Genomic DNA, 14,042 nt, shown 5'->3' with positions numbered 1-14,042 from the left:
TTCATAATTTGAATAGTAAGTTATAAGAACTATTCATTTGCTTAATTTTTTGCGGGCACTTAGCATAGATTAATCGCGTTAAGCTGATATTTTAATCATGACAATGGCAAGTAATAAACAGATAAGCAATAAAGTGGTAAGCAATAAAATGATCATAAAAGAATATTTAAATCTAATGCAAAACCAATACGTTATGGCAGTAGCCTAGTTTTATGGCCGCTATTTATCTGATTCGTCATGGCCAAGCCTCATTTGGTAAAGCTGATTATGATCAGTTATCTAAAAAAGGTGCGATGCAATCTCAGTTATTGGGTAAGTGTTGGCAGTCCTTGCCGGCACCTGAGTACATTTTTTCGGGCGATTTACTGCGCCATGAACAAACCCTTGAAAATTTTTTATTAGGGTATCAGGGTAATAAACCTGCGAGGATTTTACATTCAGGTTTTAATGAATTTAACCATGTAGAAGTGCTGACACGTTATGATGCCCAATGGAAAAATTTTGCTGATAAAGTACAAAAAACCAATCAGTTAGCCAACGCCAATCACGTTTTTCAAGCAGAATTTTCATTGGCCATTAAACGCTGGGTTGGTGGTGCATACGACAGTGATTATATTGAGAGCTGGCCACAATTTAAAAAACGTTGTATCACAGCTTTGCAAGACGTTATTAACCAAGCATTAATGATTAAAAAACCTTTAAATAACGCCAAGCACTCAACCGATATATGTATTTTTACCTCGGGCGGTACAATCTCTGTGCTTGTTCAACATATATTAGGGTTATCAGATCAAAATACACTGGCCATCATTCAACAGTTACGTAATACCGGTGTGACCAAATTACTCTTTTCAAATAAAAACTTAAGCATTGATTATCTTAATAATTATAGTCATCTAACTCAAGCAGGTGCTGACTGGGTAACGTTTAGGTGAGATAAGCGTTAAGAGATAAGTGAAAATAAAGACAAAATTTATAACAAGGAATGAAGATATGAGTACCAATTTATTTGATTTAACAGGAAAAATTGCTTTAGTTACCGGTGCAAGCAGAGGCATTGGTGAGCATATCGCTAAACTGCTGGCAGAAAACGGCGCTCATGTGATTGTCTCGAGTCGTAAAATAGCAGGTTGCCAAGCCGTTGTTGAGCAAATTATTGCCGCGGGTGGCAGTGCACAAGCCATTGCTTGTCATATTGGTGAAATGGAGCAGATAGAAGCCATATTTGCTCAAATTTCAGCAGAGCACGGTAAGTTAGATATATTAGTCAACAATGCCGCGACAAATCCATACTTTGGCCATGTATTAGATACTGATTTAGCGGCGTTTCAAAAAACGGTTGACGTTAATATTCGTGGCTATTTTTTCATGTCAACGATTGGCGCTAAATTGATGAAAGCAAATAACGGTGGGGCGATTGTTAACGTGGCCTCTATCAATGGTGTTATACCGGGCGATTATCAAGGTATATATTCTATTACTAAAGCTGCGGTTATTTCGATGACCAAAACTTTTGCGAAAGAATGTGCCCAATTTAACATTCGTGTTAATGCCATATTACCCGGTGGCACAGACACTAAGTTTGCTTCTACCTTAGTTAATAATCCAAAAATATTAGCACAAATGTTACATCACGTGCCGATGAAGCGAGTGGCTCAGCCTGAAGAAATGGCGGGTACTGTCTTGTACTTGGTTTCCAACGCTTCAAGCTACACCACAGGTACGGCGATTAATGTTGATGGCGGCTATTTGATTGGCTAGGTAATAGCCCTTTAAATTGATATAACAAGCGTCAATTAGTGTTGGTTCAGGCTGTTAGACTTATTGTCGCCACTTTAGTTAATTTACGCAGAGCAAATAAAAATGAACGAGTTTAGGGAATAAGATGACTAGCATTGACGCAGAAAAAAATGTAGAAAAAAGTGTAGAAACAAAAGCTGAAAATAAGGGCGTAACTAACACCTTAACTAACACCGTAAATAGTGCCGCTAAACTTTTTCAACCCTTATCCATCGGTGGTTTAACCTTAAAAAATCGCACTGTCATGGCACCGATGACTCGGACATTTTCGCCAAACTATATCCCAACCGACGAGGTAGCTCAATATTATCGTCGCAGAGCCGAAGGTAATGTTGGCTTAATTATTACCGAAGGCACGTTTATCTCACATAAAGCCGCCAACGGTTATGAGCGTGTGCCGGCTATTTTTGGTGAAGAAGCCTTAGCGGGTTGGAAACATGTGGTTGATGAAGTTCATGCCGCCGGTGGAAAAATTGCCCCGCAGTTATGGCATGTAGGCTCAGTACGTAAAGAAGGCATAGGCCCAGATAAAACCATACCGGCTTATAGCCCCTCAGGTTTGTATAAGCCGGGCACACCTAACGGTATTGCCATGAGCCAAGCAGATATTGATGAAGTGGTTAGCGCATTTGCTCAAGCGGCCGGTGATGCTAAAGCTATTGGTTTTGACGCAATTGAAGTGCATGGCGCGCATGGTTATTTAGTTGACCAATTTTTTTGGCAAGGCACCAATCAACGTAGCGATAAATATGGCGGCTCATTAGAAAATAGAGCACGTTTCGCTGTTGAAATAGTGCAAGCCATTCGTCTTGCGGTTGGTGAAGACTTTCCAATTATTTTTAGATTTTCTCAATGGAAACAACAAGATTATGAGGCTAAGCTTTGTCAAACACCTGAAGAGTTAACAACATTTTTATTGTTACTCAGCAATGCCGGTGTAGATATTTTTCACGCCAGCACGCGCCGATTTTGGCTACCTGAATTTGAAGGTTCAGCCCTTAATCTTGCCGGTTGGACGAAAAAAATCACTAATAAACCGGTTATCACTGTCGGTAGTGTGGGTTTAGATAGTGATTTTACCGGTGAAGGTAGTGTCGACCTTGGAGGGACATCCAACCCAACCAGTATCGATGGTTTATTGGCCCGTTTAAATAATGATGAATTTGATCTGGTCGCTATCGGCCGAGCATTGTTAGTTGATCCAGAGTGGGTCAATAAAATTAAAGACAATAAAGCTGATGAAATAGCACAATTTAATAAAGCCGCGCTGATGAAATTAAGTTAATCGCCATCGCAGAAATGTTCGCGATAGTGTGAATTTAAAACTGCAGAGGGTTAACGGCGCTAAAACGACAAAAATAACAGCCAGATACTAAAAAATAATAAGGATCACCCATGGATTTTGAATACAGCGACAAAGTTAAAGAATTAATGGCACGTGTCAGCACATTTATGGACAGCCATGTTTATCCTGTTGAAGCACAAATGCATGAGCAAGTAGCTCAGGATCAATGGTCAACCCCGCCCTTAATGGAAGCACTTAAAGCCAAGGCGAAAGCGCAAGGCTTATGGAATTTATTTTTACCGGTAAGTTACGGTAAATATAGTGCCGGGCTAACTAACTTAGAATACGCTCCCCTTGCCGAAATTATGGGCAAAGTGATGTGGGCACCAGAAGTGTTTAATTGCGCGGCCCCTGATACTGGCAATATGGAAGTATTGGCTAAATATGGTGATGAAGCGCAGAAAAAAAAATGGTTAGAGCCGCTACTTGAAGGCAAAATTCGTTCAGCATTTGCTATGACCGAGCCAGAAGTTGCCTCAAGTGATGCGACCAACATAGCACTTCGCATAGAACGCGAAGGTGATGAATATGTTATCAATGGTCGTAAATTTTATATCAGTGGCGCCTGTCGCAAACAATGTGAAATTATGATCGTGATGGGCAAAACTGATCCTGACAATAGCAACCGCTATATTCAGCAGTCTCAAGTGCTAGTGCCGATGAAAACACCGGGCGTCACTATGGTACGTCCAATGCAAGTGTTCGGTTATAACGACGCCCCCGAAGGGCATGCTGAAATCACCTTTGACAATGTTCGCGTACCGGTTGAAAACATTATTGTTGGTGAAGGCAAAGGTTTTGAGATTGCCCAAGGTCGTTTAGGCCCAGGCCGCATTCATCATTGCATGCGCTCTATTGGCGTAGCACAACGAGCGCTGGATTTAATGTGTCAGCGAGTTAACGAGCGCATTGTTTTTGGTCGCCCTATGATCAAACAGCAATCAGTGCGTGAAGATATTGCTATTTCTGCTTGTCAGATTGAACAAGCACGCTTGATGACCTTAAAAGCGGCGCAAAAAATGGACACTGACGGCAATAAAGCCGCTAAAGATATTATCGCTATGATTAAAATTGTCGCGCCGAGTATGGCACTTGATGTACTTGACCGTGCTATTCAATGCCATGGCGCAGTTGGTGTCAGCCAAGATACCTTTTTGGCCCATGCCTTTGCTGGTCAAAGAACCTTGCGTTTAGCCGATGGCCCAGATCAAGTACACATGATGCAACTTGGCCGCGATTTAGTGAAAAAGACAACCTCAGGTCAATTGCTATAAACATTGAGCAGGTTAAACCGATGAAAGAGATAAACAGATGACAGCAAGCTTTGCTTTTGATGTAGAAAAATTAACTCAATACCTTGAGTCTCATGTCGCAGGTTTTATTGGCCCTATCACATTAAGCAAGTTTACCGGTGGGCAGTCAAATCCTACTTTTAAAGTAACGGCTGAATCGGGTTTGTATGTATTGCGCAGCCAACCACCGGGAAAATTGTTAAAATCTGCCCACGCCGTTGATCGAGAGTTTGAAGTGCTTGATGCTCTTAAAGGTACTGACGTACCTGTTGCTCAGGTTTATCACCTTTGTCGCGACACCGGTATTATTGGCGCTATGTTTTACTTGATGGAGTTTTGTGATGGTAGCGTTTACTGGAGTCCGTCATTAGCTGAAATTTCAACCAATGCTTATCGCAGCCAACTATATGATGCGATGAATAAAACCTTAGTCGCTCTGCACAGCGTTGATATTGAGCTAGTGGGTTTAGGAGATTATGGCAAAGCAGGTAACTACTTTGAACGACAATTTGGTCGTTGGTCTTCGCAATATCGCACAACAGAATTACAGCAAATTTCGGCTATGGACCAGCTGATACTTTGGCTTGAAAAACACCTGCCTGAAGATGATGGCCGAGTTTGCTTAGTACATGGTGACTTTCGCCTAGACAATATGATGTTTGCCAAAGACAAGCCTGAAGTCATGGCTGTGTTGGATTGGGAATTATCGACGTTAGGACATCCTTTTTCTGATTTAGCTTATCAATGTATGCAGCTGCGTATGCCACAAGGGATGGGCGCTATCGATGGCCTGCAAGGTGTTGATAGGGTGAGTTTAGGCATACCCACAGAAGCAGAATATGTTGCAAGTTACTGTCAACGTATGGGCATTGACCGTATCGACAATTGGACCTTCTACTTAGCATTTAGCTTTTTTAGATTAGCGGCAATAGTGCAAGGCGTGGCAAAACGCGCGTCAGAGGGTAACGCATCAAATAAACAGGCCGATAAAGTGGGGGCCTTTGTTGAACCTTTAGCGCAAATGGCTTTAAGTATTATCGAGCAGGAAGGCGAACAGGCAGCCGAAAAAACAGACGAACAAACAACAGATAAGTAATGTCAAAGGTAAGTTTTGAATAAAATATAGCCATGTAAATTGAGTGATAACGGCGCGTTATAACAAAAAATTCATCAACAATATTTGAAATGTAAGGGAAATACCATGGATGCACTATTAGATTTTACAGGAAAAGTAGCGGTTATTACCGGCGCAGCGCAAGGCTTTGGTCAGCTGTTAGCACAAGAGTTGGCTAAGCGTGGTGCCAAGTTAGTGATCAGTGATATTAACGAGTCTGGTGTGTTAAAAGTGGCTGAAGATATAGCATCAACCGGCGCTGAGGTTATTGCACTGGCCTGTGATGTTTCAAAAAATGATGACTGTAAAGCTATGGTCGACACCGCGATTAAACACTTTGGCCGTGTTGATATAGGGGTAAATAATGCCGGTGTCGCCCACGAATTTATGCCACTACATGAGATAGACGAAGCCATAATGGACAGTCAATTTGCCATTAATGTTAAAGGTGTTCAATTTGGCATGCGCCATCAAATACAACAAATGTTGCAACAAGGTGAAGGTAGCATTCTCAATGTGAGTTCTATGGCTGGCCTAAGTGGTGCCGCCAGAGGTAGTGCTTATGCGATGGCTAAACATGCGGTGATTGGTTTAACCAAATCTGGTGCGGTTGAATATGGTCGTGACAATATTCGTATCAATGCCATTTGTCCATTTTTTACCTTAACGCCTATGGTGACTAATTTTGCAGACCAAGAACAACAACAGAAAATGGCTAGAGGCGCCCCAATGAATCGCTTAGGCGAACCTAAAGAAATTGTTGCCATGATGCTGATGATGTTATCTCCAGCGAATACCTACATGACAGGGCAATGTATCGCCATAGATGGCGGTGTTTCAGCGCAATAAGTTAATAACCATGTAGTAACTTGCACTAACTCGCTGTGATTTAGCTAAGTAAAAAGATGAGAAGATAATTTTATGTCTGCAACATTAATGAATGAACGTGATCTTGAATTTATGCTCTATGAGCTTTTTGATAGTGAATCACTGATAAAACGAGCACGCTATCAAGACCATGACCGTCAGACTTTTAATGAGGTCATTAATACGGCTAAAGCCATAGCTGAGAAACACTTCTTACCTATTCGACAAAAACTTGATACGCATCAACCTACTTTTGACGGTAAAAACGTCAGCCTTATACCTGAGTTAAAACCGGCTATTGAAGCAGTAATAGCCTCGGGTATTTCTTCAGCGAGTGCAGATTTCGCCTCAAATGGCATGCAATTACCGCCCATTATTGCAAGCGCGGCTAACACCTATCTAACCGCCGCAGGGGGTGTTGGCTTAGGTTACAACATGTTGACCACGGCTAATGCAAATTTACTGCAAGCCCATGGTAGCAAAGCCCTGATTGAAAAATGGGTTAAACCCATGCGCTCAGGACGATTCATGGGCACCATGGCGATGACCGAACCAGGCAGCGGCTCAGGGCTTGGCGATTTAATCACCAAGGCGGTTAAGTCAGCAGATGATACTTATCGCATTAGCGGTAATAAAATCTATATTTCTGGTGGCGATCATGACTTAAGTGAGAATATTGTCCATCTAGTACTTGCGCGTGTAAAAGGCGCAGTGAAAGGTATTAAAGGGATTTCATTATTTGTCGTGCCTAAATTTTTAGTGAACCCTGATGGCACTTTGGGTGAGGATAATGAGGTGGCGCTAGCGGGCTTATTTCACAAAATGGGCGGTCGCGCTCACACCTCAACAGCCTTAAGCTTTGGTGAGAAAAATGGCTCAGTGGGCTACTTGGTTGGTGAAGAGAATCAAGGGCTTAAGTACATGTTTCATATGATGAATGAGGCACGTATTATGGTGGGTACTAGCGCTGCAACACTCGCGGTTGCCGGTTATCAATATTCGCTTGATTACGCAAAAAATCGTCCACAAGGGCGCTTGCCATCATGCAAAGATCCACTTTCTCCCATGGTTAATATTATTGAACACGCCGATGTTCGCCGTATGTTACTCGCACAAAAAGCCTATGCTGAAGGCGCACTTGCACTGGTGCTTTATGGCTCACAACTGAGCGACGACGAAAAAACAGCCCCCACAATTGAAGCACAACAAGATGCACAAGTGTTATTAGATTTTTTAACGCCAATTATAAAAACCTGGCCGTCAGAATATGGTACTAAAGCTAACGACTTAGCTATTCAAGTATTGGGTGGACATGGTTATATTAACGAGCATCCTGTGGAGTTGTTTTATCGTGACAATCGCTTAAATGCTATTCATGAAGGCACCACAGGTATTCAGTCGTTAGATTTATTAACCCGAAAAGTACCGATGAATAAAATGGCCGGCTACACAGCAACCCTAGCGGAAATTTATAAAACCATTGAACAAGCAAAATCCTATAAAAATTTAGCTGAATTTTCTAGTCAACTCAGTGCCGCTGTTGAGACCTTAAAACAAACAACTCAAGTGGTATTAGGCGCAATGTCGACCGGCAATATCGATTTGGCTTTAGCTAACTCAGTAAAATACCTTGAATTTTTTGGTCAGGTTATTGTCGCCTGGTTATGGTTAAAACAAGGCATAGTGGCCAGCGAAGCACTGAGCAAAAAACCACATCAAAGCGATGAGCATTTTTATCACGGAAAGCTACAAGCATTACAGTATTTTTATCGCTTTGAGTTACCAAAAATAGCGCTATGGTCGAGTATTTTAGCAAATTCAGACAGTACAACCTATGACATGAAAGTAGACTGGTTTTAAAGCTTAACGGGCCTTAAATAACTATCTACTTACATAACCAGGGTCTTAAATAATCATGCGCTTAAAGGGAAATTTACTATGCCAACCATAATAACAAAAGATCAATTAGCCAACTACATTGGCTTTGAAGCTGAGCCAACACCTTGGCACCAAATAACGCAGGCGCAAATTAATAAATTTGCGGATTGCACCCTAGATCATCAATTTATCCATATTGATGAAGAAAAGGCAAAAGCAACGCCATTTGGCTCAACCATAGCCCATGGTTTTTTATCTTTATCAATGCTTTCTCATTTTGCGGAAGACTTCAGTGTCATTATTGAGGGATTCTATATGGGCTTAAACGCGGGTTTTGACAAAGTCAGGTTCTTGCAACCGGTTAAGGTAAATAGTCGCGTTAGAGCACATGCTAAAACGCTAGCGATTGAAGAGAAAAAACCAGGGCAATATCGTTTATCTACACAAGTGACGGTTGAAATTGAAGGTTGCGACACACCGGCATTAGTGGCGGAATGGCTTTCAGTGCAAATGGTGAAATAACCTTATCTATCGTCTCAATGTGAACTATTAATAAACAACTAATTAAAGCATGTTAAGGAAGTATATTATGCCAATAAGTTTTGAAGGTAAGGTCGCCATTGTTACGGGCGCGGGTAATGGTTTAGGCCGTTCACACGCCTTAGCACTTGCAGTACGTGGTGCAAAAGTGCTGGTTAATGACTTAGGTGGTGCGCGCGATGGTAGCGGTGCATCGTCACAAGCCTCTGAAGAAGTGGTGCGTTTAATTACAGAAAATGGCGGTGAAGCTATCAGTCACGGTGCTAACGTTGCCAATTTTGATGAAGTACAAGACATGGTGAACCAAGCCATGGAAAAATGGGGTCGTGTTGATATCTTGATTAATAATGCCGGTATTTTACGTGATAAATCTTTTGCTAAAATGAGCATAGATGACTTTAAACTGGTGATGGATGTTCATGTTATGGGCTCAGTTAATTGCACTAAAGCGGTTTGGGACATCATGCGCGAACAAAACTATGGCCGTATCGTGATGACCACCTCTTCAAGCGGTATGTACGGTAATTTCGGTCAAGCAAATTACGGCGCGGCAAAAATGGCGGTGTTAGGTTTAATGAATACCTTAGTGCTTGAAGGCGCAAAAAATAATATTCGCGTCAATGCCCTAGCGCCAACTGCAGGCACACGTATGACGGAAGATTTAATGCCGGCAGAAATTGTCCAAGCTTTTGCACCTGAAGCGGTAACGGCCGGCCTGTTAACACTGTGTGATGACGATGCCCCTAATCGCTTTATTTTATGTGCTGGCGCAGGCGGCTATTCAAGTGCCAGTATTGTTGAAACCCAGGGTTGTTTTATTGCCGGGCAAAACCAAAATCCTGAAACTGTGCGCGAACAATGGCCCGAGTTAACTAATCAAACAGGCCAAACGACATTAGCGTCAGGTGCAAAACAAGGTGAAAAGTTTGTTTTAAAAGCTATGGCTTTTATGAAATCACAACAAAACACAACAAAATAGTCACGCGTAACTATTTAGCTAAATAACTATCGATTAATTATCAAAGACTTAATATGGATGTATCATGAGAGAAGCCGTTATTGTATCAGTAGCTCGTACGCCAATTGGTAAGGCGTACCGTGGCGCATTTAATGATTTATCAGCACCAACATTGGCTGCTGTGGCGGTAAAAGCTGCAGTAGAACGGGCAGGAATTGATGTAAATGATATTGAAGACTGTATTTTTGGTGCCGCGTTAACACAAGGTAATCAAGGGATGAACTTTGCTCGTCAAGTGGCTATGGCGGCCGAGTTACCGGTTTCTGTTGCGGGTATGACGATTGATAGACAATGTTCATCAGGTTTAATGTCGATAGCAACCGCGGCAAATCATATTGTTTGCGATGGCGCACAAGTGATGGTTGCCGGTGGTTGTGACTCCATTAGTTTAGTGCAAAACGATAAAATGAATATGCATCGCCTGGTTGACCCCAGTGTAAAAGCCTATCGCCCAGCGATATATATGCCTATGCTAGATACTGCAGAAGTGGTAGCTAATCGTTATGATATATCAAGAGCAGCACAAGATGCTTATGCACTTAAATCTCAACAACGCACGGCAGCCGCACAAGCCGAGAATAAGTTTGATGATGAAATTGTGCCAGTTACAGCAACAAAATTAGTGATGGACAAAGCAACCGGTGCTATTAGTAAAGTAGAAGTGACCTTAACGCAAGATGAAGGCAACCGTCCATCAACTCATATTGCAGGTTTATCGGCGTTGAAAGCAGTAAAAGAACATGGTTCAATTACCGGTGGCAATGCGTCACAGTTATCTGATGGTGCAGCCGCTGTGGTATTAATGGAGCGTGAATTAGCCGAGCAGCGCGGACTTAAGCCATTAGGCGTTTATCGCGGCATGGCCGTTGCGGGTTGTGAACCTGATGAAATGGGTATTGGTCCCATTTATGCGATACCAAAATTACTAGCGCGTAATAAGCTAACTATGGATGATATTGGTTTATGGGAAATTAACGAAGCCTTTGCCGTACAAGTTTTATATTGTGCTCAACAGCTGGGTATTCCAGAAGATCGTCTGAATGTAAATGGCGGTGCTATTTCAATTGGTCATCCATACGGCATGAGCGGCACACGTATGGTTATGCATGGGTTAATTGAAGGTAAACGACGCGGTGTAAAATATGTGGTGATCAGCATGTGCATTGGTGGTGGTCAAGGTGCAGCAGGTTTATTTGAAGTACTTTAAACATTAAAGGCAATGTAGTACGGCGGTAAAATAATAATAAGGTGGCTTAAAAAGTCACTTAAAAAATCAATAATTGGGGAGAGAATAAAATGGAAAGAATTTGGCTTGAAAAAAGTTACCCAAAGGGTCTAGCATTTGAAATAGATCCAGACAAATATAACTCTTTGGCAGATTTGTTTTTAAAATACACCAAACTTTATAAAAACAATACCGCATTTATTAATATGGGTGCCAGCATTTCTTATCAAGAACTTGCACAACAAGCTAACGACTTTGCTGCTTATTTGCAACAAGATTTAGGATTAGTTAAAGGCGATAAATTTGCCATTATGATCCCAAATACCCTGCAATATCCTATCGCATTATTTGGCGCATTGATTGCCGGACTCACTGTGGTTAATGTCAATCCGCTTTATACCGCGCGTGAATTACAACACCAATTAAAAGACTCGGGCGCAAAAGGCATTCTTATTCTTGAAAACTTTGCTCATGTACTTGCCGCCGTTATTGATAAAACGGACGTAGAGCAGGTTATTATTACTGGTGTTGGTGATAGGTTGAGTAAAATTAAAGGCGCTATAATTAATGGCGTACTAAAGTATGTTAAGAAACAAGTACCCGCGTACCATTTACCTCAAGCAGTAAAATTTAATCGGGCAATGGCAAAAGGCGCGGCGCTTAATTTTACGCCGGTTGAGGTGGTGGGAACTGATTTAGCTTTCTTACAATATACTGGCGGCACAACCGGACCTTCAAAAGGCGCGATGTTAACCCACCGTAATATGGTTGCTAATCTTGAGCAATCTAATGCCGCGACTAAAAATGTTTACGAGGTTGGCAAAGAAATTATGGTTACCGCGTTACCGCTTTATCATGTTTATGCCTTAACCTCTAATTGTCTGTGTTTTATCCCCTTTGGTGGCACTAATCTATTAATTACCAACCCTAGAGATATGGCCGGTTTTGTTAAAGAATTAGCTAAATATCCTTTTACCATCATAACCGGTGTAAACACTTTATTTAATGGTTTGTTACATACCCCAGGTTTTGACAAACTTGACTTTAGTCCACTAAAGCTTGGTTTTGGGGGGGGTATGTCTGTGCAACGTCCCGTCGCAGAACTTTGGGAAAAGGTCACTGGCACACGTTTATTAGAAGGTTACGGCTTAACTGAGTGCGCACCCCTAGTGACGATGAGCCCCTATAACCAAGAAAACTACAATGGCTCTATCGGTATTCCTGTTTCTTCAACAGATATTCGTTTAGTCGATGATGATGGTATGGATGTTGCGCTAGGACAACCGGGCGAAATGTGGGTAAAAGGCCCACAAGTGATGAAAGGTTATTTTAATCGTCAAGCCGCCACCGATGAAGTATTAAAAGACGGTTGGTTAGCAACAGGTGATATCGCCACCATGGACGAGAATGGCTTTTTTAAGATTGTCGATCGTAAAAAAGACATGATTATTGTCTCTGGTTTTAACGTTTTTCCAAATGAAATAGAAGAAGTTCTTGTGATGCACCAAGGGGTACTCGAAGCGGCAGCCATTGGTGTTAAAAACGATGCTAGCGGTGAAGCAGTAAAAGTGTTCATTGTTAAAAAAGATCCTAACTTAACCGAACAAGACATTTTTGATCACTGTCATGAAATGCTAACCAATTATAAACGTCCTAAGTTTGTAGAATTTATGGATGAATTACCCAAGAGCAATGTCGGCAAAGTGCTGCGAAAAGAATTACGCAGCTAAACCGTTAAATCAACACTATTTGCCACTATCGGCTTAATAAAAATTAACCATTGCTTTATCTGTTTATCAGGCTTTATTAATCTGGCTCTGTATATTCAGTAAAGCAGATAACTAGGAGAAATATAATGACTACTTATACCGCAATTAATTTAATCGCTCGTCCAGGTACTGGCCCCATTGGCCCAGAATTATTTGAGGTTGTGCAAGTCGCCATGCCAACCGTTGCAGAAGGGCAGTTTTTAGTAAAACAAAACCATATGTCGCTTGACCCAGCCATGTTTGGTTGGATGAGTGCTGACACCGAAAGTTATATTCCGCCGGTGGCATTAGGTGATGTGATGCGCAGTTCAGGTATCGGCGAAGTCGTCGAAAGTCAACATGCTGACTTTAAAGTGGGCGACCGTGTTATGGGCATGATGGGCTGGAAAGAATATCACTTAAGTGACGGTGCAGGCTTGAATAAAGTTGCTGCGCCACTGCCAGATGAAGCGATTTTATCGGTATTTGCTTTACCGGGCTTAACCGCCACACAAGGTTTGTACAGCATAGGTAAGCCAAAAAGTGGTGAAACCCTGGTTGTTTCTGGTGCGGCAGGCTCGGTTGGTTCAATTGTCGGGCAGTTAGCGAAAGCGGATGGCCTTAGAGTTATTGGCGTGGTTGGTAGTGATGAAAAAGCTGATTGGATTGTTAACGAATTAGGCTTTGACGGTGCTATTAATTATAAAACAGATAATTTATCTGAAAAATTAGCCGAACTTACCCCAAGTGGTGTTGACGTTTACTTTGAAAATACGGGTGGCCCAATACAGCACCATGTCTTTGAAAGAATGAATGCGCATGGTCGTATTGTCGTTTGTGGCTTAATTGCAGATTATCCAAAACAAAACCCTGACTTAGCGCCAAATTGGATCCCGATCATCAAAAAACGTCTAACGATACAAGGTTTTACCATGCCAGATCATTTTGGCGAAATTCCAGCCTTATTAACCAAGCTGACCCCTTACGTGATGCAAGGGAAAATCAAACATCGTGCGCACGTTTTAGAAGGGCTTGAGTCGGCAATCACAGGCTTAAACTTATTCTTCACTGGTAAAAATAAAGGCAAATTAATCGTTAAAATTTAATTCGGCAAATGAACAGTATCTGCAGATAAAATATGTATTTATAACCTTTTTTCAGATAATGTTCGCGCAGAAAAAATACGCTATAGTCAAATAAGGATGTTGCTAGTCT

General features: G+C 41.8%; 12 protein-coding genes. All 12 read left to right on the top strand.

Annotation, left to right across the window (positions count from 1 at the left end):
• Positions 1 to 212: 212 nt before the first annotated feature.
• The 12 genes from H4J41_RS13775 to H4J41_RS13720 all read left to right on the top strand — a co-directional run bounded on the left by H4J41_RS13775 (position 213) and on the right by H4J41_RS13720 (position 13,933).
• Complete coding sequence (locus H4J41_RS13775; protein WP_182136761.1) at positions 213 to 935, top strand: histidine phosphatase family protein; 723 nt, start codon at positions 213 to 215, stop codon at positions 933 to 935.
• Between the two features lie 58 nt (positions 936 to 993).
• Positions 994 to 1,761, top strand: a complete 768-nt coding sequence (locus H4J41_RS13770; protein WP_182136760.1) for an SDR family oxidoreductase — start codon at positions 994 to 996, stop codon at positions 1,759 to 1,761.
• Positions 1,762 to 1,885: 124 nt separating this feature from the next.
• Positions 1,886 to 3,085, top strand: coding sequence for an NADH:flavin oxidoreductase (locus H4J41_RS13765; protein ID WP_182136759.1), 1,200 nt, complete (start codon positions 1,886 to 1,888; stop codon positions 3,083 to 3,085).
• Between the two features lie 110 nt (positions 3,086 to 3,195).
• Entirely contained in the window at positions 3,196 to 4,419 is a 1,224-nt protein-coding gene (locus tag H4J41_RS13760) for an acyl-CoA dehydrogenase family protein (protein ID WP_182136758.1), read from the top strand.
• A 37-nt stretch (positions 4,420 to 4,456) separates the two neighbouring features.
• Positions 4,457 to 5,533 carry a phosphotransferase family protein gene (locus tag H4J41_RS13755; protein WP_182136757.1) on the top strand — a complete coding sequence of 359 codons (1,077 nt, stop codon included), beginning with the start codon at positions 4,457 to 4,459 and terminating at the stop codon, positions 5,531 to 5,533.
• Positions 5,534 to 5,638: 105 nt separating this feature from the next.
• Positions 5,639 to 6,400 carry an SDR family NAD(P)-dependent oxidoreductase gene (locus H4J41_RS13750; RefSeq protein WP_182136756.1) on the top strand — a complete coding sequence of 254 codons (762 nt, stop codon included), beginning with the start codon at positions 5,639 to 5,641 and terminating at the stop codon, positions 6,398 to 6,400.
• A gap of 72 nt (positions 6,401 to 6,472) precedes the next feature.
• Positions 6,473 to 8,278, top strand: a complete 1,806-nt coding sequence (locus H4J41_RS13745; RefSeq protein ID WP_182136755.1) for an acyl-CoA dehydrogenase — start codon at positions 6,473 to 6,475, stop codon at positions 8,276 to 8,278.
• A 78-nt stretch (positions 8,279 to 8,356) separates the two neighbouring features.
• Positions 8,357 to 8,818: a MaoC family dehydratase gene (locus H4J41_RS13740; protein ID WP_182136754.1), complete on the top strand. Its 462-nt coding sequence runs from the start codon at positions 8,357 to 8,359 to the stop codon at positions 8,816 to 8,818.
• 67 nt (positions 8,819 to 8,885) lie between these two features.
• On the top strand, positions 8,886 to 9,815 hold the full coding sequence (locus H4J41_RS13735) for an SDR family NAD(P)-dependent oxidoreductase (protein ID WP_182136753.1): 930 nt from the start codon (positions 8,886 to 8,888) through the stop codon (positions 9,813 to 9,815).
• A gap of 64 nt (positions 9,816 to 9,879) precedes the next feature.
• Positions 9,880 to 11,061: an acetyl-CoA C-acyltransferase gene (locus tag H4J41_RS13730; protein ID WP_182136752.1), complete on the top strand. Its 1,182-nt coding sequence runs from the start codon at positions 9,880 to 9,882 to the stop codon at positions 11,059 to 11,061.
• Positions 11,062 to 11,150: 89 nt separating this feature from the next.
• On the top strand, positions 11,151 to 12,809 hold the full coding sequence (locus H4J41_RS13725) for an AMP-binding protein (protein ID WP_182136751.1): 1,659 nt from the start codon (positions 11,151 to 11,153) through the stop codon (positions 12,807 to 12,809).
• 125 nt (positions 12,810 to 12,934) lie between these two features.
• The gene (locus H4J41_RS13720) at positions 12,935 to 13,933 is read left to right on the top strand and encodes an NADP-dependent oxidoreductase (RefSeq protein ID WP_182136750.1); all 999 of its coding nucleotides are present in this window, start codon (positions 12,935 to 12,937) and stop codon (positions 13,931 to 13,933) included.
• Positions 13,934 to 14,042: the final 109 nt, after the last annotated feature.

It is taken from the genome of Colwellia sp. MB3u-45 (genome assembly GCF_014077005.1).
Classification (GTDB): domain Bacteria; phylum Pseudomonadota; class Gammaproteobacteria; order Enterobacterales; family Alteromonadaceae; genus Cognaticolwellia.
The sequence above is the reverse complement of the archived record's forward strand: the minus strand, read 5'-3'. Positions and strand labels throughout refer to the sequence as shown.